We start from the raw sequence: 21,591 nt of genomic DNA, 5'->3' as shown, positions 1-21,591 counted from the left end.
GATTACCTCGCCTTGATCAGGGTTCCCATGCCTTGCAGGTAGGCGACCAACGCATCCTGCTCGGTCTTGTCGGCCAGCGACTTCGGCGCCTCGGCAATTTCCTGGTCGGTATACGGCACGCCCAACCGCTTGAGCGCGCGCATCTTCGGCGCGATCTCATCCGGAACGAGCTTGGTCTTTGCCAGCCAAGGATAGCCCGGCATGTTCGACTCGGGAACCACGTCGCGCGGATTGTTCAAGTGGGTGCGGTGCCACTCGTCGCTATAACGGCCGCCGACACGGGCCAGATCCGGACCGGTGCGCTTGGAGCCCCACTGGAACGGATGGTCATAGACGAACTCGCCAGCCACCGAATAGTGACCGTAGCGCTCGGTCTCGGCACGGAACGGACGGATCATCTGCGAGTGGCAGTTGTAGCAGCCTTCGCGCAGGTAGATGTCGCGGCCGGCCAGTCGCAGCGGCGAGTACGGTTGCAGACCGGCTACCGGCTCGGTAGTCGACTTCTGGAAGAACAGCGGAACGATCTCGACCAGGCCGCCGAAGCTCACCACGATCAACACCAGCACGAGCAACAGGATTGGGCTCTTCTCAATCCATTCATGTTTGAATTTCATTCGTAACTCCTCATTCTCAAGCGTGGGCCGCAACTGCCGGGATGCGAGCATTCACCGGTTTTGCATCGCGCAGCGTCATCACCGCGTTGTAAGCCATCAGCACCATGCCGCTCAGGTAAAGCAGGCCGCCGGTGAAACGGATCACGTAGTACGGGAACGTTGCTTTCACAGCTTCCACGAAGGTATAGGTCAGCGTGCCGTCAGCATTAACTGCGCGCCACATCAGGCCTTGCATCACGCCGGCAATCCACATCGATGCGATGTACAACACGATGCCGATAGTCGCCACCCAGAAGTGGACTTCGATCAGGCGCTTGCTCCACATTTCGGTCTTGCCGGACAGGCGGGGCAGCAGGTAGTAGATCGAACCCATGGTGATGAAGCCGACCCAGCCAAGAGCGCCTGCATGCACGTGGCCGACGGTCCAGTCGGTGTAGTGCGACAGCGCGTTGACGGTCTTGATGGACATCATCGGGCCTTCGAAGGTCGACATGCCGTAGAAGGACAGCGACACGATCAGGAACTTCAGGATCGGGTCGGTGCGCAGCTTGTTCCATGCGCCGGACAGGGTCATCATGCCGTTAATCATGCCGCCCCAGGACGGTGCGAGCAGAATCAGCGAGAACACCATGCCAATCGACTGGGTCCAGTCCGGCAGCGCGGTGTAATGCAGATGGTGGGGGCCCGCCCACATGTAGGTGAAGATCAGTGCCCAGAAGTGCACGATCGACAGGCGGTAGGAGTAAACCGGCTTTTCGGCCTGCTTCGGGATGAAGTAGTACATCATGCCGAGGAAGCCCGCGGTCAGGAAGAAGCCGACCGCATTATGTCCATACCACCATTGCACCATCGCGTCCTGCACGCCAGCGTATGCCGAGTAGGACTTGGTGAGCGACGCCGGCATTTCGGCGCTATTGACGATGTGCAGCAGGGCCACGGCGAGGATGAAGCCGCCATAGAACCAGTTCGCGACGTAGATATGCGGCACCTTGCGCTTGATGAGCGTGCCGAAGAAAACCATCGCGTACGCCACCCAGACCAGCGCGATCAGGATGTCGATCGGCCACTCCAGTTCGGCGTATTCCTTGCCGGTGGTCATACCGAGCGGCAGCGTAATTGCTGCTGCCACGATAACGAGCTGCCAGCCCCAGAAGGTGAAGGCAGCCAGCGCGTCGGAGAACAGGCGTACCTGGCAGGTACGCTGAACGACGTAGTAAGACGTGGCGAACAGCGCGCATCCGCCGAACGCAAAAATCACCGCATTGGTATGCAAAGGACGCAAGCGTCCATAGGTGAGCCAAGGTATGTCGAAATTCAGGGCAGGCCAGGCAAGCTGTGCGGCGATAAAAACGCCGACCAGCATACCCACCACGCCCCACACTACAGTAGCGATCGTGAACTGCTTAACGACCTTGTAGTTGTAGTTGAGTGCTGTATCCACGTACGATCTCCCAGGGTTGGTAATACGATGTGGGGAGGGTACGGTTTTGGGTACTCAAAAACTTTGATTTGAGTCAAATTGATCCGAATCAAAAAACCGAGTGATTTACTCTGGTTTTCTCAATTTAGAGAATCGGTATTGTGCTTGTGCGTTGCGCCTTTGGCATCGCTCCCGCCATGCGCTTTTCCCGCCTCAGGAGCGTCCTCGCCGGCCTGATCATCGTCAAGCACCACGCGCATGGCCGGCCCCACCATGTCGTCGAACTGGCCTCCGTCGGACATGCTGAGAAATACCCAGATCGCAACGAATACCAGCACAACGCTGAGAGGTACAAGGATGTAAAGAGCTTCCATGATGTCAATCCGTATGGTTATGCCGCTTGCCGGCGCGACTGCGCCTGTACCGTGGACGAGCCATGCGGGTCTTTGGGAATGCGGCGTAGGCGCAGTGCATTCACCACCACCAGCGCAGAACTGAGCGACATGCCTATCCCCGACAGCCAGGGCGTGAGCAGGCCAAGCGCAGCGGCAGGAATGGCAAGTGCGTTATAGAGCGTAGCCCATGCAAGGTTCTGCCGTATCACCTGCATGGTCCGGGTAGCGGTCTGCGCTGCCTCGCGCACGGACGACAGGCGCCCCGACAGCAGCACGGTATCCGCGTGGGCCTGCGCCAGCGCCGCGCCGCTCCCCATTGCAAACGAGACATCTGCGGCGCGCAGCACGGCAGCGTCGTTGATGCCATCGCCGACCATCGTGACCACCGCCCCATCGGCCTGTAGGCGCCGCACGAAATCGAGCTTTTGCTCCGGGAGGAATTCGCCGTGCGCGACCGGAATGCCAAGCTCGGCGGCGACGGCTTGCGTCACGCTCCGCTGGTCGCCGCTGAGCAGGATGACATGCTTGCCGCAGGCCTTGAAATAATCGACCACCTCGCGCGCGTCGGAGCGCACGGCGTCCGCCAGCTCAAAACGGGCCAGCAAACCATGTTCGCCACCGAGATAGACAGCAGTTACGCTGCTGTCGTCATGTTCAGCAATTGGGGAGCGGGTGATGCCCGAGACAAAGGCGGCACGCCCGAGACGTAGGCGCATACCCTCGACGATGCCTTCCAGCCCCTGGCCGGCGGTGTATTCCACCTCGCGCGCCGCCGGACGTTCCCCCAAACGGGCAGCCGCCTCGACGATAGCCGCGCCGAGCGGATGCGCATTCGACGCCTCCAGGGCCGCCGCCGCTTGAAGACACCAGGCGCTCGGTGCAGTGCCTGCCGTTTCGACATGCCGCAGTGCTGGTTTTCCTAAGGTAAGCGTCCCGGTCTTGTCAAAAATGACATGGGTGGCGCGATGCAGGGTTTCCAGCACATGCGGCTGCACCACCAGCACCCCCTGGCGCACCAGCCTGTCCGTCGCTGCCGCCAGTGCACTCGGCATGGCCAGCGACAATGCACACGGGCAGGACACGACCAGCACCGCAATCGCGATCGGCCATGCGCGGGACGGATCAACCCAGTACCAAATGCCAAAAATGACAAGTGCGAACACCAGCAATGCCCCGACAAACCATGCCGCTACCTTGTCAGCCCATAGCGCCAGTTGCGGCTTGCCCTGCCCTGCGCGTTCGATCAGCTTGACGAGCGTTGACAATGTACTCTCGCGCACCGGCTTGGCCACTTCCACCACGATGGCTTGTGTTGCATTGACCGATCCGCCCGGAACGGTCTCGCCGACGGTTCGCCGCACCGGTTCGCTTTCACCGGTCAGCAGCGACAAGTCCACCGCTGTCGAGCCTTCGACAATCACGCCGTCAGCCGCGATCGCCTCACCCGGCTTGACCAGTAGCAGATCGCCTTCGACCAACTGGCCGGCAGGCACGATCTCGGTATCGCGACTGGCGGGATAAGAGGTCAGTCGGGCGGCCGATGCAGGCAAGGCGCGCTGCAGCTTTTCCAGGGCTGAAGCCGCCTTGCGCCTTGCGACAAGTTCCAGATAACGGCTGCACAAAAGCAGGAAAATGAACATCGTGACGGAGTCGAAATAGACTTCGTCCTGGCCGTGGATTGTGGCAACCACGCTGCCGCCGAATGCCGCCGCAATACCGAGCGCCACCGGCACATCCATGCCGAGCGCACGTGCCTTCAGGTTCGACCAGGCGCCTTTGAAGAATGGCATCGCTGAATAGAAAACGGCCGGCACCGTCAGCCACAGGCTGGCCCAGCGCATCAGGCTTGCCATGTCCGCCTCCATCGTGCCGTCGGCGGCAAGATAGGCCGGCACCGCGTACATCATCACCTGCATCATCGACAGGCCGGCGATGAACAGTTGGCGGAACAGCCGCTTGCTTTGGCGCTGCAACTGCTCGCCGTGCCGGATCGGATCAAACGGGTATGCGACATAGCCGAGTTCGCGCACCGCTTTCAGGATGTCGCTCGGCTTGCAGCGCTGCCTGTCCCAGCGCACCTGCAGGCGTTCGGTTGCCACATTGAGATTGGCATGCTCTATGCCGGGAACGCCGCACAGGCGCCGCTCGATCAGCCATACGCAAGCTGCGCAACGAATGCCGTCGACGGAAAAGACCGCGTCGCAGCTGTCCTGCGCGTCATCGGCACGTTCGACGAAACGTTCGACGGCTTCCGGAGCGTCGTACAGGCGAAGTTCAGGGGGAACCAGCGATTTCTGATCGGCTGTCGGCGCAAAACCGCTGCGCGAGGAATAGTAGTCGGCAAGGCCATTGTCGACGATTGTTTGTGCCACGGCGGCGCACCCCGGACAGCACATCGGTCGCGCCGCACCTTCGATCACCACCTGCCAGGTGGCATCCGAGGGCACCGGCAATCCGCAATGGAAGCAGCCGGCTGCGGCAACAGAGGAATCAGCTGCGGCAGCATCAATGCGCGACACACCGGACGACACGGCAGCCATCAATGCCCTCCCTGGTGCGCTGCCGGTGTCACGCAAAACGTATCGAGCCAGCCAAGCGACACGCCGTTGGCAGCGCGCGCCAAACCGAGCAGCCCGAAGGCAAGCACGAGCAGGCCGCTCGCGATTCGCACCCGACGCTGGCGCGTCCATGCCTGAAGGCGAGTGCCGAGCAATCCCATGGTCAGCAATACCGGCAAGGTTCCGAGCCCGAAGGCGAACATCACCGCCGCGCCGGATGCCGCCGAGCCGCTCAACATCGCGGTCAACAATACGCTGTACACCATGCCGCAGGGTACCCACCCCCACAGCCCGCCCAGCGCGAATGCCTTCGGCACGCTGTCCATCGGAAGGAAATGCCTGATCAGCGGTTGCACGCGCCGCCATACGACCTGCCCCACGGCTTCGACACGCGCCAGGCCGCGCCAGACATCCATCAGATACAGCCCGAGCGCCACCAGCATCAGGTTTGCAGCCCAGTAGCCACCGATCTGCAGGGAGGAAACGAAAGACAGGGTGCGCGCACCCTGCGCAAGACCGCCGGCAATCGCACCGGCGATCATGTAACTTGCGATACGCCCGCCGTTATAAGCCACGACGCGCAATGCGTTGTCGACGACTGCCGATTGCGGCAGAGCTGGCGCGGCGGAAACTACCGGAACCGGAAACGGCTGCTTGCTGCGCGAAGCGACCGACAGCGCTCCAACGATTCCGCCGCACATGCCTACACAGTGCACTCCGCCCAGCAAGCCAATTAGAAAAACGGAAATAAGATGCAAATCGGTCACGTTAGAGCCTGTATTGATCTGTTTTAGGGGTCGCGCGGCCCCTTGAACAGGTCGAATGCAAGGCCTGGCGACGCGTCGTGGCAGTGCTATGGCAAGAAGCCGCAACACCGCAGGCGGCCCGTTCAAGGTACTGCGCAGAGGGTTCAAACCGGAGTCGCGTGGCACTGTCTTGCAAACCGCTTGCATCGATGCACACCGCAGCGTAGCTTGCCCCTCGCCCGGCACACCATCCGGTTCGAACTCGCCCCCTAAAACAGCTCATGACAGGCACTAAATAGTCTTCGAATACTTCAGTCGTTCCAGTTTGGCCTCGCGCGGCGAGTTCAGATAGCGATCGAACACCATGCAAATATTACGGATCAGCAGGCGTCCTTTTGGCGTCACCGTCAGCCATTCGCTATCGATCTTCAACAATCCATCCTGCTCCAGCGCACGCAGCTTTTCCAGCTCGGTCGCGAAATAGTGCGCGAATGTGATCGGATAGGCCATCTCCAACGACTTGATCGACAATTCAAAATTACACATCAACATCTGGATGATGATCCGACGCAGGAGATCGTCCACGCTGAGTTTGATGCCGCGTGCAATCGGCAGTTCACCCTGCTCGATGCTCTCGTAATACGCCTCCAGCGTCTTTTCGTTCTGGCTGTAGCTCGAACCGACGGCGCTGATGGCCGATACGCCGCACGATACCATCTCCGCTTCCGCGTGGGTCGAGTACCCCTGGAAATTGCGGTGCAGACGGCCCTGGCGCTGCGCAATGGCGAGATCGTCATCGGGCTTGGCGAAATGATCCATGCCAATATATACATAGCCGGCATCGGTGAGGCGCTTGATGCACAGCGAAAGCATGTCGAGCTTGGTTTCGCCGCTCGGCAGGTCCTCTTCCGCAATGCGGCGCTGCGACTTGAACAAGGCCGGCATGTGGGCGTAATTGTAAATCGAAATGCGATCCGGGTTGGCCGCCACCACCTTGTTCAGGGTCTGGCCCATTGTGATCAGGTTTTGCTTGGGCAGGCCGTAGATCAGGTCGATGGAAATCGAGCGGAAGCCGGCGTCGCGGGCTGCCTGCATCACGCCCAGCGTTTGCTCTTCAGGCTGGATGCGGTTGACCGCCTTCTGCACATCGGGATCAAAATCCTGCACCCCGAAACTAATGCGATTGAAGCCCTGCGCACGCAGCGTGTGCACACGCTCCGGCGACACCGTGCGGGGGTCGATCTCGATCGAATACTCGCCCGCATCGTCCGTGGCGAAGCGGAACCACTTGCGCAGATGCGCGAGCAGATCCGCCATCTGCGCATCGTTGAGATACGTCGGCGTGCCACCACCGAAGTGCAGCTGCTCGACCTGGTTCATCTCGGCGAACAGCTTGCCCTGCATTTCGATCTCGCGCTTCAGGTAGGTCAGATATGTCTCGGCCTTGCTGCGGTTCTTCGTGATGATCTTGTTGCATGCGCAGTAATAGCACAGCTTGTCGCAGAATGGGATATGGATATACAGCGACAGGGGGTTGCGCGCTCCCATTGCTCTCACGCTGTTGACCGCCTGCAGATAGTCGCCCACACCGAACTGATCCGTGAAACGGTCTGCGGTCGGATAAGAAGTGTAGCGCGGGCCTTGCTGGCTGAGCTTGCGAATCAGCGCAGCATCGAACTGCACTGTCGGAACGTGCGACGCGTGAGCGGCGGAAACGGCCATCATTATTTACTCCTGGGGTCGTGTTCCGGTGCCGGAACGCTTTGAGACTGCGTTGCAGTGTACGAATCGGGCCAAACAGGGGCCTTGATCCAAGTCAAAAATGCCGGAACTGGTTAGTGTAGGCAAAATGTCATGAAATTGAAGGAGGAATGCGGCGCACGCTCGCAATAACAGGGAGGCAAGCCGCTGCCGGCTTGCCTCTTTCATCACGATCACACACGCCACATTTCGCGTGCTTTTTTTTCAACCTTCGCGGCCGTCGATGCGCGGGTTCCATAGGTAGCGGCCATACACAGCGGCATAAAGCAGGAATGCGCCAGACCAGCTGACAGCGGCACAGGCCAGCGCATGGTCGCGCAAGTCAGTCGTGCTGACGGCAGCAACAAAGCGCGCGATCACGCCAAGCTGGACCAGCACATACATTGCCAGTTCAGCACCTCCCGCCTTCAACGGCCTGCCCGTATGTCCCAGGGCTGTACGCGTAATCATTCCGATGATTAATCCCGACATCGAACCCACGGCGAGAATATGGAATGCCGCACTGGCGGATACGAGATTCAGCGACGCTGCGGCCAGCGCGAAAAACCCGAGCGGAATCCATGCATACGAGACATGCAGTATCCACAGCAGCGGATTCTTCAAGGTTGCAGGCAGCTTCCAGCCAGCCAGCCGCACGGCCTGGGCGCAAGCCGCCGCAAATGCCAGGGAAGCGCTGAACGGGGGCAGGATGCGTACGATCCACGCCAGGCAGGCAAGCGCGGTCAGCGTGATGCAGATCTTGTCGAGCTTGGGATTCGTGATCGTCTTGACGCCGGTCGCATTGCTTGTAAAGCCGGGAATCACGCGCCCGCCAATGACCGACTCGATCATCACGATGACCAGAATCGCCGCATGGATCGGGGTGAAGGGGGCAATGTCGATCCAGCCGAGCCGCGCCACATGAAACAGGCCGTTTGCCACCGTAAGCAGGCTCAGCAACAGGACCAGGAACATGTTGCGCTTGTTACCGGACCGCTTCAACACGCTATAGATAGGCCATGCGGCGAGCGGCAGGAACAGCATGTCGACCAGGGCCGCCAGTACCGGCGGCGCCGCCAGCATCGCCAGGCGTCCCGCCAGCCACAAGCCCGCCAGCGCAGCGAGATGATTGCCTCGCGGCGTCCACAGGCCGGTCCAGTTTCGGCCCGCCGTGAACACGAATCCGATGATCACCGCGATCGCAAACCCGAACACCATCTCGTGCATGTGCCAGTTAACATCCACGTTACCCAATGCCTGGGTCCAGCCGAGATAGCGCGCGATCCACAACGGGACGCTGATTGCCGCAAACGACGCCGCCAGCAGGTAGAAAGGACGAAAACCGAGGCGGAACAGGGGATGCCCACCCGCCGCCTGCCCCTTCTTGCCTGGCACACGCGGCTCGTCAATGATCATTAGCGCCATTTTTCACCCCACAAAGATTCATTTAGAATGAATCTTATATCGCAACGGGCTATAGCGCAATGACGCAATTACATCTTTCGAGAAACATCAAGACGCCGAAGCGCGTGCCGCCACCAGTTCAAGCCGCAATCCGGTCGTGTCGCTGCCGCCGCCGGGAATGGTGACGAACCCGAATTTCTTGGCAAGCATCAGCAAGCCGTGATTATGGCTAATCGTTTCGCCGACGATTTCGTGGATCCCGCGCGAGCGGCAGTACTCGATCAGCTTGTTGAGCAGCAATCCTCCCAACCCCTTTCCTTTCAGGTCGGAGCGCACGATGATCGCAAACTCGGCGCTGATATTGTCGGGATCGGCGATGACGCGCGCCACGCCGAGCGTTTCCGACACGCCGTCCTCACGCGGGCGGGTTGCGATGAACGCCATCTCGCGGTCATAGTCGATTTGCGTAAAGCGCGCGAGGTCCGACTTCGATAACGACCGCATGCTGATGAACATGCGGTAGCGAATGTCATCCGGTTCGAGCATGCCGAAGAATTCGACATGCTGAGGCCCGTCCTCCGGGCGGATCGGGCGCAGCACCAGCGGCCTCCCCTGCCACGCGATCTGCTCTTCCAGCTCTCCGGGATAAGGACGGATCGCCAACCGGTCAACGCCGCTGCCGCGCGCGCGTACGACGCGGATGCGGGCGTCGAGCGCGATGACGCCATTGCCATCGGCCAACAAGGGGTTGATGTCGAGTTCGGCGATTTCGGGAATATCGACAACAAGGTCGGAAATCTGGATCAAGGTGCGGCACACCGCATCCACATCAGCCGCTTCCAGATTACGGTATGCCGCCAACAGGCGCGAAATGCGCGTGCGGGTGACAAGATCGCGCGCCAGCACCATATTCAACGGCGGCAAGGCAATGGCATGATCAGCCGTCACCTCCACCGCGATACCGCCCTGCCCGAACAGGATCACCGGACCGAACACTGCGTCGGTGGTGACGCCGACGATCAGTTCGCGCGCTTCCGGGCGGCGAACCATCGACTGGACCGAGAAGCCTTGCAGTTTCGCGCCCGGGCGCAATTCGCGCAGCCGCCGGTTCATCCCCACGGCGGCCGCGGCCACCGCCGCTTCGTCGGCCAGGTCGAGCACCACGCCGCCGACATCCGACTTGTGCGTAATGTCGGGCGAAATGATCTTCAACGCGACGGGAAAGCCGATTTCCGCCGCGTGCTGCACCGCCTCCTCGACGCTGCGCGCTGAACGCGTCTGCACCACCGGAATGCCATAGGCGGCCAGCACCTGCTTGGCTTCCGGCTCGGACAGCATGTTCCTGCCAGCGGCCAGCACACGCTGCACCACCTCCCGCGCTTCGTCCCGATCGTCCTGCGCCGCATGCGGCACCGAAGGCGGGACCTCCATCAGCAGCGACTGGTTGCGATGGTACTCGGCGATCTGCATGAAGCCGCGCACCGCCTCTTCGGGCGTATCGTACGTCGCGATGCCGGCATCTGAAAAGATCGCTCGAGCCTGCGCCACCGAATCGCCGCCCAGCCAGCAGGCGAGCACATTGCGCGGCGCGTCCTTGATGACCGGCGCTACCGCCTGGGCGATCTCGGCGCTGGGCACGATGGCAGTCGGCGCGTGAATGAACAGCGTAGCGTCCGCTTCCGGCTCCTGCAATAGCGCCCCGAGCGTGTCGACGTAGCGCTGCGCCGGCGCATCGCCGATGATGTCGACAGGATTGCCGTGCGACCAAGTACCTGGCAGGATTTCGTCCAGCTTCGCCAGCGCCTGTTCGGACAGGTTCGCCAGGCGCCCCTGTTGCGCGATTAGCGCATCGGTAGCCATCACGCCAGGACCGCCACCGTTGGTCATGATCGCCAGGCGGTCGCCTTTCATCGGCCGGGCACGAGCAAGCGTTTCGGCTGCGTCGAACAGGTCTGTGGTGCTATATACGCGCAGCATGCCGGCCCGGCGGATCGCGGCGTCATACACATCGTCGGCGCCGGCCAGCGCGCCGGTATGCGATGCCGCCGCCTTAGCGCCTTCGGGCGCGCGCCCTGCCTTGATCACCAGGGTCGGTTTGGCGCGCGCAGCTGCGCGGGCGGCCGACATGAACTTGCGCGCGGCGCTGGCCGCTTCCATGTACATCAGGATCGCCTGCGTATCGCTGTCGCTGGCCAGATAGTCGAGCACGTCGCCGAAATCGATGTCGGCACTGTCGCCAAGCGAAATGAATTTCGAAAACCCGATTCCGCGCGACCGCGCCCAGTCCAGCACACCGGTCACCATCGCGCCCGACTGCGATACAAACGCAATCTTGCCCGGCAGTGCGCTGGTGTGCGCAAAGCTCGCATTCAGCCCGATTTTCGGCACCAGCAGCCCCACGCAATTCGGTCCGAGGATGCGCAGCAGATGCGGTTTGGCGGCAGCCAGCATCAGGTCTTTCATGGTGCGCCCGCGCAGGTCCTTGATCGTGCCCAACCCGGCCGTGAGGACAATCGCGGCCCGCGTGCCGAGCGCGCCGAGGTCCTTGATAATCTCGGGCACGGTCGATGGCGGCGTGCAGATGATCGCGAGGTCGGGTGCGCTCGGCAGGTGCGAAACGCTGGAATACACCTTCAGGCCCGCAAGCGTGTCGTATTTCGGATTGACCGGAATGATCTCGCCCTCGAAGCCGCCGGACACCATGTTTTGCAGTACGGTCGCGCCGACACTGTGCGGCCGGATCGACGCGCCGATCACGGCAACGGAACGAGGCTCGAACAGATGCTTGAGGTTTCTGACGCTCATGGGTACCGTCCTTGGATATGCTTTCTGCTGTGAATTCCGCCTGGGTTGGCAGCGTGTGGATTGCCGCACTGCGCGACATGATTGTAACGGTAGAGCTTGTCGCCTCCGGAACGGGCGGCTACTGGCAAGTCAACGACGGCGCAAACACATGGAAAAAGCCCGGCAAACCTGCATTTTCGCCGGGCCGAAAACCCGCATGTTGATATTCGACCGATGTTACAAATGGGCTCCCCCGAAAAATTTGACTCAAGTCAAATATGCCAAAACTATTCGTTGATCGGCATGCATTTTCTCTGGACTGGTTTTTGGCTTGGCCCTACGCTAATGAAGCTGGGTCATCGACCAAGAGAAGAGCTCTTCGAAACTGAAAATCAACAAGAAAAGACCCATTCCCGACAACGAGCCGAACCTGAAAGGGGCACCACATGTCTTACAAAACCATTCTCGTGCATGTAGACAAATCAAAGCATTCCGCCGAGCGCGTCAAGCTTGCGGCCGCGATCGCGCTCAATGAAGACGCACACCTGATCGGTGCCGCCCCGACCGGCGTGTCGCGTTACATTTACCAGGCGGGCATGTTGGGTGACGGCGCCGGCTTCACTGCACATCTGGAAGCGCACATGGAAGTGCTGCGGCAGCAGGGCAAGGAAGCGCTCCAGGAGTTCGAGAAAACGGTGCAGCGCATGGGCGTAAATTCCTTCGAATCGCATCTGGTGGATGACGAAGCCGGCGCCGGTGTCAGCCTGCAGGCGCACTACAGCGACCTAGTGGTGATTGGCCAGACAGACCTGGAAGATCCGTCACCTGCCACCCTGCCCGACTTTCCCGAATATGTGGTGATCAATTCCGGCAGGCCGGTGATGATCGTGCCCTACGCCGGCCAGTTTGACACGGTCGGCAAGCGCGTGCTGGTTGCATGGGATGCCAGCACCAGCGCAACGCGTGCCGTGACGGCGGCCATTCCGCTGCTCAAGCGCGCCGACATTGTCGAGGTCCTCGTATTCAATGCCGACGATCAGGGCGATGCGCATGGCGAGCAGCCCGGTGCCGATATCGCACTGTACCTGGCCCGCCACAACATTCGCGTGAACGTGGTCCGGCAAAAGAGCAAGATCGATATTGGCAATGCGCTGCTGTCGGCGGCGACCGACTTCGCCTCCGACCTGATCGTCATGGGCGGCTACGGGCACACCCGTTTCCGCGAGATTCTGCTGGGCGGCGTCACGCGCACGGTGCTCGAATCGATGACGGTGCCGGTGCTGATGGCGCACTGACAGCGCAGTCCATCCAGTTGTAGCGGCTGCCGCCCGATGGCGACGGCCGTTTTTTCGTGTTTGCGCCAGTTACGGAAACTTGATCCTGATCATTTATTCCGGCGGAAACGCTCCAGTAGTATCGGTCCACGCCGTTCCCGCGCGGCTATCAGAACCGATCAATTCACTCTTCAATATCAGAATGCAAACCGAAACCCTGAAAATCAACGGCATGTCGTCCGACGCCTGCGGCGAGAATGTCAAGCGAGCCCTGGAATCCCTCGACGGTGTGGCCAGCGCCAGCGTGTCCGTCTCCTGCAACAAGGCCGTAGTCCAGTTCGACGAACAGCGCCTCGCCAGGCCGCAGCTGGTCGCCGCAATCAAGCAGGCGGGCTATGGCGTCGTCGGCGTCAGGGCGATCGACCTGAGCGGCAGTGGCGGCGGAAGCTGCTGCGGTGGCGGCTGCGGTTAAGCGCGGAAGCGGCGAGTGCTTGCAAGCACTTGGCGCCGCGAGTCATCACGCCGCTGCCCGTGCTGGCAGGCGCAGGCGGCGGTATTTGTTATCACCATAATCAATTCGGCTTGTCCGACGAGCCCGCCATCCCGTGTCCCACCGCAAACACCGCCGCCTGCACGCGGCTGGTCAGGTTGAGCTTCTTGAGTATGTTTTGCACGTGGATCTTGACCGTGCTCTCGGCCACTTCCAGCGTGCGCGCAATGATCTTGTTGCTTTCCCCGCGCGCCAGGCAGACCAGAATTTCCTTTTCGCGCGGCGTCAGCTTGTCCAATTCGGAGGGGGCCGCAGGTTTTGGCGTACCGCCCTGCAGGTGCGCGACCAGCTTGGTCGTCATCGCCTCGGCCAGTACCGGCTCGCCCGCCGCGGCACGGCGGATGGCGCGCACAAGGTAATCCGCGTCGATGTTCTTGATCAGATAGCCGCGCGCGCCGGAGGCCAGCGCTGAGGTCAGGTCTTCCGCTTCCTCGGAGACGGTCAGCATGATGACCGCGATATCCGGGCAATCCTGCAGCAGCAGCTGCAGCGTTTCCAGCCCCGACATGCCGGGCATGTTCAGGTCGAGCAGGACGACGTCCGGGCGCAACTGCTTGGCGCGCTTGATGCCCTCGACGCCGTCGGATGCCTCGCCCACGATGGAAAAATCGGAGTGCCGCTGCAACAGGGAGCGTATTCCGCTGCGGAACAGAGTGTGGTCGTCGACCAGCAGGACTGAAATCGGTTTAGATGCAGCATTCATGTTGGGCTCTTGTCCGTGAAATGTAGTGTTCATGCGGCGCGTCGGTGTTCCTGCGCCAGGTGCAGGGCGACGGTCGTACCTTCGCCGAGTCGGGAATGGATGTCGAGCGACGCGTGAATGCGCTGCGCCCGCTCTCGCATGATATTGATGCCGACGTGCGAATCGCCCTTTTGCAGCAACGTGGCCGCATCGAATCCGACGCCGTCGTCGCGAATGATCAGCGTGAAGTCCTGGCTGTCGTCGAGCCGGATGTCGACCTTTTTGGCGAATGCATGCTTGCGGATATTGGAGAGCGCCTCTTGCACGATGAACAGCATCTGCAGCTGCTGTTCGCGCCCGAACGGTGCGCCGGTGTCGGCATCGACGAGATCGACCGCGATGCCAGTCTGGCGGCGGAATTTTTCGACGGTCGTTTTCAGCGCCACGATCAGATCGCCCTCGGCCAGTTTGCTGCGGAAATTCAGCAGCAGTTCGCGCACGTCTTCGTAGCTTTCCTGCACACCGGCCCGGAGCGCCGGTACGATCGCGGCAGCATCCTCGATTTTTCCATTGCGTAACGAGTCATCCAGCATCTGCACCTGGATGTTCAGGAAGGTCAGCCCCTGCGCTATGCTGTCGTGCAAGCCCTGTGCCACCAAGTTGCGTTCCTCGGAAATCGCCATCTCCTTCTCGCGCGATGCCAGCCGCAGGTTTTCGATGGCGATGCCGAGCAACTGGCCGAGCGTTTCGAGCAAGGCTTTTTCCCGCTCGGTAAAGCTTCGCGTGTTACGGAAATGCAAATTGAAGAAACCGACGTGCTGCTGATGCACCAGGATGTGGAATACCGACACCGTGGCAAAGCCGTCGCGGTGGCACTGCAAGTCATTCGCCCGGTCCATCTGCTGCAGGTCGTGCACCACCGAGATTTTCTTCGTTACCGCATCGCCGCACAGGCACTCGCCCACCTTCAGGCATTTTTCGTCTTTCGCCAGCGCCGGCGATACGCCCTGATGCGCGACCATGAACAGGTTGCCGCTCCGCTCGTCGAGCACCCGCACGGCGCCGCCGTCGGCATTGAAATACTGGCTGATACGCTGCAAAAACCCCTGGCACATGGCTTCCACGCCCTGCGGGCGCTGCAGGAAGGCAGCGCTGTCATACAACAGCGCCAGCTCCCGGTTCTGGTCTTCCAGTGCGGCGGTTTTCACCTTGACACGATCTTCCAGGCTGGCGTACAGCTCTTCCAGGCGGTCGGCCATCTGGTTGAAGCCCAGCGCCAGCTGGCCGAACTCGTCCTTGCTCTCCACCGGCAGGCGCACCGTAAAATCCTTCTGCGTCATGCGCAGAATGCCGCCGCGCAGGCGCGACACCGGGGTGATGATAACCAGGAACATAAAATAGGTCATGACCACGGTGCCGCCGACCGCCAATGCCACGAGCGCCAGCTGCGATGAACGCAACCAGGCAGTGCGCAACTCGCTGTCGCGCTCGATCAGCTGCACCAGCGCATCGACCTCGGCCACGAAAGGCGCGACCCGAGGCTGATACCGCCGCCACGCCGCGTTGCGCTCGGCGCCTGTGCTGTCGAGGATGAGAGTGGCCATCGGGCGCATGGTCTGCTGCCAGTGACTGTACACCTGATCGAACTCCACCTGGATCTGTTCGGTTGGAGGAAGGGATAGCGGGCGCTGCGGATTTCCTCTGCGCACTGCCGCGAAAGCAGCTTCTATCGTATTCAGTTCTGCGACGGTTTCTGCGCGTGCCGCCGCCGTCTCCGGTTCGTTGACGATGCGCGACAACAGCGTAGCCAGCCGGTAGCTGCGCATGCGCAGGCTGCCGGTTTCATTGATCGCGGCGGAGCTCCCCTCCAGTTGCCAAGACAGGAAAAGCGTGGCGCAGATCGCGAACAGCGCCAGCACGAAAAAGCCCAGCAGCATGCTGACGATCTTGGTCGAAAGCCGTTGCCACGTCGGCAGGAGTGTCTCTAAGTTCATTGAGATGGTGATAGCCCGGTCGGGCCCGATAGCAGGCCTATCTGCCAATCATACGGGATAGCGGTTGCATTGCGCCAGCCAATATGGCGTGTGCGCCCGGAAGTGGCGCCCCTGGTGCCAGTCATGCCCGCCGTCTTTCCATCTCAGGTTTTTCCAGAGGACAAACCAGCGGCAAGAACTCCTGCTGGCGCGCCGAGTAGGCCAGCAGCGCGCCGGAATCGATATCGAAATACCAACCATGCAAGCGCAGCCGGCCCTCCTCCACCCGCCGCCGCAGCCAGGGATAGGTCAACAGGTTATCGAGGGAATGCAGAATGCTGGCCATCTCGCACCCCTTGTGCTGCTCGTCGTCCGTCTTGTGCGACAGTTCGCGCAGGACGCGCTGCCGCACCGGTTCTGCGTGCCGCATCCAGCGGCCGACGAAATCCGTTTCCTGCGCAAGGCGCCTTGGGGACATCAGCGCCCGGATGCCGCCGCAGCGTGCATGGCCGAGCACGATCACGCGTTCCACTTCGAGGCCGCATACCGCGAACTCGATGGCCGAAGCCACTCCGGGCGGCGCATCCGGCGTACACGGGGGAACCAGATTGGCGACGTTGCGCACGACGAACATATCGCCGGGGTCGCTGCCGGTCAGCAGCGCCGGGTCGACGCGCGAGTCGCAGCAGCCGATCACCAGGGTGCCGGGCCGCTGTGCTTCGCGCAAGCTGTTGAACAGGCAGTGTTCGCCGAGATATTGCTGCTGGAAGCGGGAAAAGCCGTGGATGAATTTTTCGATGTCTTCCATGCTCAGCCTTTCGTGGTCAGCCGCCGGTCTGCGCCATGAACCGAATGACCTTGTCCGGCTGTTCGCGGAATTCGTGCTTTTGCGGTTTGAGTTCGATTGCGGTCCGGATCGCCTGCTCCAGTTCGGCATCGCTCGCGCCGCCGCGCAAGAGCGGCCGGAACTCGAATTTTTCTTCCTGGCCGAGGCAAAGGTACAAGGTGCCGTCGACGGCCAGGCGCACCCGGTTGCAGGTGGCGCAAAAATGCTGCGACATTGGCGTGATGAATCCGACACTGGCCCGCCCGTCGGCAGTGGCCAGATAGCGCGCCGGTCCGCCGCCCAGCTCGGCCGCCTGCGGCTGCAAGCCGAATTTCGACTGCAGGCGCGTCTGGATCGGCCCGAGTTCAAGGAACGCAGCATCACGCCCGGTCGCTCCCATCGGCATCGCCTCAATCAGGCGCAGGATAAAGCCGTGCTCGATGCAAAACGCCACCATCGCATCGATTTCGTTCTCGTTAATGCCGCGCATGGCGACCATGTTGATCTTGATCGGATCGAATCCGGCGGCCTTGCCGGACATGATTCCTTCAAGGATTTGCGGCAGGCTGTCGCGGCCGGTGATTTTTTCCATGCACTCGCGGTCGAGCGAATCGAGGCTGACGTTGATGCGCGATACGCCAGCCGCCTTGAGTTCGCCTGCATGGCGATTCAAGCGTGTCGCATTGGTCGACAACGACAGGTCGCGCATGCCGGGAAGCCGCGCGATGCGCGCCGCCAGCTCCGGCAGATTGCGCCGCAAGAGTGGTTCGCCGCCGGTCAGGCGCACGCGCGAAGTGCCTAGGCGCGCGAACGCGCCAAGCAGGCGCTCGATCTCGTCGAAAGTCAGCCAGTGCTTCGGTTCCTCGAATCCCTTGAAGCCTTTCGGCAGGCAATAGGTGCAGCGCAAATCGCAACGGTCGGTCACCGACAGGCGCAGATAGTCGATGGAACGGCCAAACCTATCGCTTAACATCGTCACTCCCGTACATGGTGGATGATCCCATTGTAGGGGGGAGCGGCTGTGCCTGGCAGTTGGCACGACGAGCTAGCGCGAGTAGTCCTTTGGTATTAGAGCGCCTTTTGGCCTCTTTCATGGTTCGCGCGCATGCGAAAGCGGTTGCATCGCAAGCTGCACCCGGCGCTAACGATCTTCAGCGATCGGCTTCGGCGCAAACCGGCAAGCAGTCGTCAGCCAGCATGACGCGATTGCGGCCCGACTGCTTGGCGCGGTACAAAGCGGTATCGGCATCTTTGAGCAATGCATCCCAGTCGCCATGGGCGGAGTCATACAACGCGACACCGATGCTGACCGTGAAGCGCACTTCGCCGCGCGCCGACTCGACGCGCTGCCGCTCCATTACCTGGCGCAGCCGTTCGGCACAAGCCAGCGCTGCGGACTGATCGGTTTCCGGCAGAATGCAGACAAACTCCTCGCCGCCAAAACGACCTACATGGTCGACCGTGCGCATCTGCTCCCGGCAAGCGTCGGCCAGCCGCCGGATCACCATATCGCCGACGTCATGTCCATAGGTGTCGTTGACCAGCTTGAAACGATCGATATCGAGCATCAGCACCGCAAGCGGCCGGCCGTGCCGACGCGCCAGTGCCATTTCGCGCGCCGCCAGCTCGTTGAGGCGACCACGGTTCAACAGCCCGGTCAGGCTGTCATGCGTTGCCTGTCGCATCAGCTCTTCCTCCAGCAACGCCTCGCTGCGGCGCAGATAGCGGATCATGGCCATCAGCACAAAGGCAATGGCCATGGCGAGCAGATAAAAAACGATGTCGTTCGCCAGCTCGGGCAACGGCCTGTCGACCGCCGCGCATGCAACGAACAGCGCGAACGGCGCGCTCACGGCCAGCAGGAAGCCGCGGGTAGTCTGCGTAATGAGCGAGACGAAAAAGACGCCGGCCACCACGCCGACCAGGCCGTAGCGAAAGCCGTCCGTCAGCAGAAAATCGGACAGGATGATGGCGGCGCTGAACATCCAGTGGATGTAGATGCAGCGCGCCGAAGCGCCCAGCGGCAGCACTCCAGGGCGATAACCGAGTGCGCTGAGGGCGACAAAGGCAATCCGGACAGGAAGCGTCCAGGCAACGCGGGTGGGATCGACAAAATAGTCCCACACGACAAACAGGATGACCAGGGCGCCGAGCATGGGCGCTACGGCGGACGCCAGCAGGGCCATCAGCGTCTCGTGCTTGTCGCGCAGACGCCGTTCGGCATCGGGCGGCAGAGGCGATGGGTTCAGTATGTCTAGTAGCACCCAGCAGCTCCCGGTTAGCATCAACGCGACTTCCGGGGACCCACCGATGGCATGAATAACGGCAGAAACCGACGGGGAATGACACGTAATTTTTCGTTTTGGCAACGAACAGCTTAACCGCGCCACCGATTTCACGCAATTCCCCCGGTGAGACCTTCTTCAAAAAGAAGAAGCTGGATCAAGAACGAGTCAATCTATCGCTATTGCACCAGCGGGCTGTCGGCGCCTTCCAGCGACACTCCCTGGATATCGGCCTTCCCTGCCAGGATGCGCAAATACTGGTGCACGGCGCGCTGCCATGACTGGCGTGTCAGCGTTTCGGCAATCTGCGCCTTTACCGCTTCAAAAGGAAGGCGCTTGCCATCGATCCGGCGCTGTACTTGCACGATATGCAAGCCAAAGCGCGTTTCCAGCAGCCGGTTGCCCAGTTCCCCTGGCGCGAGGCGGAACACGAAGTCCTCGAACTCCGGCACAGTCTGACCGCGCGTAAGCTGGCCGAGGCTTCCACCGACCTGGCCCGACGGGCAGTTGGAATACTGCCTGGCCAGTTCTTCGAAGCGTTCCGGATGCTGCTTCAGCTCATCCAGGACCGCTTCGCCGGTTTCGCGCAGCAGATCGAGCGGCACGGTCGGCGTTACCTGAAACAGGATATGCCGCGCCTCCACCATCTCACCGCTAGCAAACAGCTCCGGGCGGTTGCGGTAGAAGGTTTCGCAAGCTGCGTCGTCGGCCTCGGGCACGCGAACCTGCTGCACGAAGAGCGCCTCGATACGCTCATCATCGTCCTCGGCTTCGATCCCGAGACGCGCGGCTTCCTGCAGCAGCAGCGCGCGCAGCACCAGCTCATGGACCGTTTCCTTCAACGGGTTACCCGCTTTCTGATGATGCGGCAACTCCAGTTCGATGTCCTGGTCGGTGATCTCGACGCCGTTGACGGAAATACCCATGATGTCACTCCTGTATCAATCTGTTATCGATTAGCGCGGGCGGACCAGCTGGTAAGCGCGGCCGAGGTAGCCGACCGATGCGAAGCCGCTCCAGATGTGCACCAGACGGGTGAAGGGGAAAATAACGAACAGCGACATGCCCATGAACAGATGCAGCTTGAACAGGAGCGGCGCTTCGTCGATGAATTGTGCGGCATCCCCACGGAAGGTCACCACATGCTGGGCCCAGCTCATGAATTGCACCATCAGGTGGCCGTCGGTATGCGATGCGGACAGCACGATCGAGCACAGGCCAAGCGACAGGGTCACCAGAATCCACAGCATCACGACCTTATCCTTGAAGGTGGTTACCGCGCGCAGACGGTCATTGGAAAAACGGCGCGCCAGAAGGATCAGCAGGCCGATCATGCATAGCGAGCCCATCACCCCGCCGGCCACCATCGCGACAACCTGCTTGGTGCCGTGCTCCACGCCCAGCGTGTCCCACACCCATACGGGGGTGAGCAGGCCCGCTGCATGGCCGAAGAACAGGCCGATGATCCCGACGTGGAACAGGATACTGCCGACGCGCAGGCTGCCGCGATGCAGCAGCTGGCTGGAGTCGGACTTCCAGGTGTATTGCTCGCGGTCGAAGCGGATCAGGCTGCCGAGCAGGAAGATCGCCAGCGCGATATACGGGTAGATTCCGAATGCGAATTGATGCAGGTAACTCATGTTGTTATCTCCTTTTCATGAATCCGGTCAACCGGCGCAGCCGGTAGTTCCAGCCCCGGCGCGCGTTCCCTTTGGATGGAAATTGATCGGCTGTACGCCGCCCGCCGCCTTTTTGAGCAGCGGCTCGACGCCGTCCGCGCCGGGGCCGAAGGTTTCCAGCGCCTCGTCCATATCGCGTACCGGCGGCTCGGACAACTCTTCGGCCACGACCGGGCTCAGCTGCTGCAACACGTCGAATACCGGCGCATACGGGCTGCCGTTGGCGGCCAGCTTGCGGCCGACGTGTGCCAGCACATGCACTGCGTCGCCCAACAGGTGTTCTGCCTCATCCCGCTCCAGCTGAGAGAGGAATTCAAGGAACAGCGGCACATAGTCCGGCAAGTCATCGCCGGCCATTTGCAAGCCGTGCTTCTTGTACTCTTCCATCAGGTCCACCATCGCCTGCCCGCGGTCGCGCGACTCGCCGTGGATATGCTCGAACAGATGCAGCGAGTGGGATGGGTTGCGGTCGAAGGTGGCGACATAGTTTTCCTGCAGCGCGATCAGGTCTTCCCGCTTCAGGTAAGCCAGCAACGGCTGCAGCGATGCAGCCGAAACCGGGGCTTGCTGCAGGATCGCTTCGATCTCGGGAAGGCTGTCGATCAGCTCCCGTTCGGGATAGAGCAATAAGGCGGATAGCGCCTGGTAGTGTTTCATTGTG

19 protein-coding genes are annotated in these 21,591 nt (G+C 61.4%); 3 read left to right on the top strand and 16 right to left on the bottom strand.

Translation table 11 applies throughout. The features are described 5' to 3' along the window. Window positions 1–2 precede the first annotated feature (2 nt). The 8 genes from ccoO to TSA66_RS12690 form a co-directional block, all read right to left on the bottom strand. Window positions 3–614, bottom strand: coding sequence for a cytochrome-c oxidase, cbb3-type subunit II (ccoO, locus tag TSA66_RS12725; RefSeq protein ID WP_040040300.1), 612 nt, complete (start codon window positions 612–614; stop codon window positions 3–5). A 16-nt stretch (window positions 615–630) separates the two neighbouring features. Next, complete coding sequence (gene ccoN / locus TSA66_RS12720; RefSeq protein WP_040040299.1) at window positions 631–2,055, bottom strand: cytochrome-c oxidase, cbb3-type subunit I; 1,425 nt, start codon at window positions 2,053–2,055, stop codon at window positions 631–633. A gap of 119 nt (window positions 2,056–2,174) precedes the next feature. Beyond that, entirely contained in the window at window positions 2,175–2,408 is a 234-nt protein-coding gene (gene ccoS, locus TSA66_RS28210) for a cbb3-type cytochrome oxidase assembly protein CcoS (RefSeq protein WP_040040298.1), read from the bottom strand. 17 nt (window positions 2,409–2,425) lie between these two features. Then, window positions 2,426–4,969 (bottom strand): heavy metal translocating P-type ATPase, encoded by a 2,544-nt coding sequence (locus TSA66_RS12710; RefSeq protein WP_084199574.1) that lies wholly within the window; start codon window positions 4,967–4,969, stop codon window positions 2,426–2,428. Next, complete coding sequence (locus tag TSA66_RS12705; protein WP_040040297.1) at window positions 4,969–5,754, bottom strand: sulfite exporter TauE/SafE family protein; 786 nt, start codon at window positions 5,752–5,754, stop codon at window positions 4,969–4,971. The genes TSA66_RS12710 and TSA66_RS12705 overlap by 1 nt, the downstream gene beginning before the upstream one ends. Window positions 5,755–6,024: 270 nt before the next feature. After that, on the bottom strand, window positions 6,025–7,455 hold the full coding sequence (gene hemN / locus TSA66_RS12700; RefSeq protein ID WP_040042536.1) for an oxygen-independent coproporphyrinogen III oxidase: 1,431 nt from the start codon (window positions 7,453–7,455) through the stop codon (window positions 6,025–6,027). A gap of 243 nt (window positions 7,456–7,698) precedes the next feature. Continuing rightward, window positions 7,699–8,898 carry an NnrS family protein gene (locus TSA66_RS12695; RefSeq protein WP_040040296.1) on the bottom strand — a complete coding sequence of 400 codons (1,200 nt, stop codon included), beginning with the start codon at window positions 8,896–8,898 and terminating at the stop codon, window positions 7,699–7,701. A gap of 87 nt (window positions 8,899–8,985) precedes the next feature. Continuing rightward, window positions 8,986–11,682, bottom strand: a complete 2,697-nt coding sequence (locus TSA66_RS12690) for a bifunctional acetate--CoA ligase family protein/GNAT family N-acetyltransferase (RefSeq protein WP_040040295.1) — start codon at window positions 11,680–11,682, stop codon at window positions 8,986–8,988. An 11-nt stretch (window positions 11,683–11,693) separates the two neighbouring features. Between TSA66_RS12690 and TSA66_RS26890 the strand changes: the two genes are divergently transcribed. The 3 genes from TSA66_RS26890 to TSA66_RS12680 all read left to right on the top strand — a co-directional run bounded on the left by TSA66_RS26890 (window position 11,694) and on the right by TSA66_RS12680 (window position 13,407). Further along, a complete protein-coding gene (locus tag TSA66_RS26890) occupies window positions 11,694–11,885 on the top strand; it encodes a hypothetical protein (RefSeq protein WP_157691675.1) in 192 nt (63 codons plus the stop codon). 222 nt (window positions 11,886–12,107) lie between these two features. Further along, on the top strand, window positions 12,108–12,956 hold the full coding sequence (locus tag TSA66_RS12685; RefSeq protein WP_040040294.1) for a universal stress protein: 849 nt from the start codon (window positions 12,108–12,110) through the stop codon (window positions 12,954–12,956). Window positions 12,957–13,137: 181 nt separating this feature from the next. Further along, on the top strand, window positions 13,138–13,407 hold the full coding sequence (locus tag TSA66_RS12680; RefSeq protein WP_040040293.1) for a heavy-metal-associated domain-containing protein: 270 nt from the start codon (window positions 13,138–13,140) through the stop codon (window positions 13,405–13,407). A gap of 100 nt (window positions 13,408–13,507) precedes the next feature. Here TSA66_RS12680 and TSA66_RS12675 read toward each other — a convergent pair whose 3' ends face one another. The 8 genes from TSA66_RS12675 to narJ all read right to left on the bottom strand — a co-directional run bounded on the left by TSA66_RS12675 (window position 13,508) and on the right by narJ (window position 21,587). Further along, entirely contained in the window at window positions 13,508–14,188 is a 681-nt protein-coding gene (locus tag TSA66_RS12675) for a response regulator (RefSeq protein ID WP_040040292.1), read from the bottom strand. Between the two features lie 29 nt (window positions 14,189–14,217). Beyond that, window positions 14,218–16,161, bottom strand: coding sequence for a type IV pili methyl-accepting chemotaxis transducer N-terminal domain-containing protein (locus TSA66_RS12670; protein ID WP_040040291.1), 1,944 nt, complete (start codon window positions 16,159–16,161; stop codon window positions 14,218–14,220). Between the two features lie 121 nt (window positions 16,162–16,282). Next, window positions 16,283–16,948: a carbonic anhydrase gene (locus TSA66_RS12665; protein WP_040040290.1), complete on the bottom strand. Its 666-nt coding sequence runs from the start codon at window positions 16,946–16,948 to the stop codon at window positions 16,283–16,285. 16 nt (window positions 16,949–16,964) lie between these two features. Then, window positions 16,965–17,939, bottom strand: coding sequence for a GTP 3',8-cyclase MoaA (gene moaA, locus TSA66_RS12660; RefSeq protein WP_040040289.1), 975 nt, complete (start codon window positions 17,937–17,939; stop codon window positions 16,965–16,967). A gap of 178 nt (window positions 17,940–18,117) precedes the next feature. Continuing rightward, entirely contained in the window at window positions 18,118–19,230 is a 1,113-nt protein-coding gene (locus tag TSA66_RS25575) for a GGDEF domain-containing protein (protein WP_052452292.1), read from the bottom strand. 200 nt (window positions 19,231–19,430) lie between these two features. Then, window positions 19,431–20,177 (bottom strand): peptidylprolyl isomerase, encoded by a 747-nt coding sequence (locus TSA66_RS12650; protein WP_040040288.1) that lies wholly within the window; start codon window positions 20,175–20,177, stop codon window positions 19,431–19,433. Between the two features lie 30 nt (window positions 20,178–20,207). Next, window positions 20,208–20,891, bottom strand: a complete 684-nt coding sequence (gene narI / locus TSA66_RS12645; protein ID WP_040040287.1) for a respiratory nitrate reductase subunit gamma — start codon at window positions 20,889–20,891, stop codon at window positions 20,208–20,210. A 27-nt stretch (window positions 20,892–20,918) separates the two neighbouring features. Next, window positions 20,919–21,587, bottom strand: coding sequence for a nitrate reductase molybdenum cofactor assembly chaperone (gene narJ, locus TSA66_RS12640; RefSeq protein WP_040040286.1), 669 nt, complete (start codon window positions 21,585–21,587; stop codon window positions 20,919–20,921). Between the last annotated feature and the right edge of the window lie 4 nt (window positions 21,588–21,591).

Source organism: Noviherbaspirillum autotrophicum (assembly GCF_000818395.1).
In the GTDB taxonomy this organism is placed as follows: domain Bacteria; phylum Pseudomonadota; class Gammaproteobacteria; order Burkholderiales; family Burkholderiaceae_D; genus Noviherbaspirillum; species Noviherbaspirillum autotrophicum.
This window is presented reverse-complemented; position numbering and strand designations above follow the sequence as displayed.

Coding starts and splice junctions, on each gene's coding strand:
- ccoO (WP_040040300.1), bottom strand. CDS start 614: ATGAAATTCAAACATGAATGGATTGAGAAGAGCCCAATCCTGTTGCTC.
- ccoS (WP_040040298.1), bottom strand. CDS start 2,408: ATGGAAGCTCTTTACATCCTTGTACCTCTCAGCGTTGTGCTGGTATTC.
- TSA66_RS12710 (WP_084199574.1), bottom strand. CDS start 4,969: ATGGCTGCCGTGTCGTCCGGTGTGTCGCGCATTGATGCTGCCGCAGCT.
- hemN (WP_040042536.1), bottom strand. CDS start 7,455: ATGGCCGTTTCCGCCGCTCACGCGTCGCACGTTCCGACAGTGCAGTTC.
- TSA66_RS12695 (WP_040040296.1), bottom strand. CDS start 8,898: ATGGCGCTAATGATCATTGACGAGCCGCGTGTGCCAGGCAAGAAGGGG.
- TSA66_RS12690 (WP_040040295.1), bottom strand. CDS start 11,682: ATGAGCGTCAGAAACCTCAAGCATCTGTTCGAGCCTCGTTCCGTTGCC.
- TSA66_RS12685 (WP_040040294.1), top strand. CDS start 12,108: ATGTCTTACAAAACCATTCTCGTGCATGTAGACAAATCAAAGCATTCC.
- TSA66_RS12680 (WP_040040293.1), top strand. CDS start 13,138: ATGCAAACCGAAACCCTGAAAATCAACGGCATGTCGTCCGACGCCTGC.
- TSA66_RS12675 (WP_040040292.1), bottom strand. CDS start 14,188: ATGAATGCTGCATCTAAACCGATTTCAGTCCTGCTGGTCGACGACCAC.
- TSA66_RS12670 (WP_040040291.1), bottom strand. CDS start 16,161: ATGAACTTAGAGACACTCCTGCCGACGTGGCAACGGCTTTCGACCAAG.
- TSA66_RS12665 (WP_040040290.1), bottom strand. CDS start 16,948: ATGGAAGACATCGAAAAATTCATCCACGGCTTTTCCCGCTTCCAGCAG.
- moaA (WP_040040289.1), bottom strand. CDS start 17,939: ATGTTAAGCGATAGGTTTGGCCGTTCCATCGACTATCTGCGCCTGTCG.
- TSA66_RS12650 (WP_040040288.1), bottom strand. CDS start 20,177: ATGGGTATTTCCGTCAACGGCGTCGAGATCACCGACCAGGACATCGAA.
- narI (WP_040040287.1), bottom strand. CDS start 20,891: ATGAGTTACCTGCATCAATTCGCATTCGGAATCTACCCGTATATCGCG.
- narJ (WP_040040286.1), bottom strand. CDS start 21,587: ATGAAACACTACCAGGCGCTATCCGCCTTATTGCTCTATCCCGAACGG.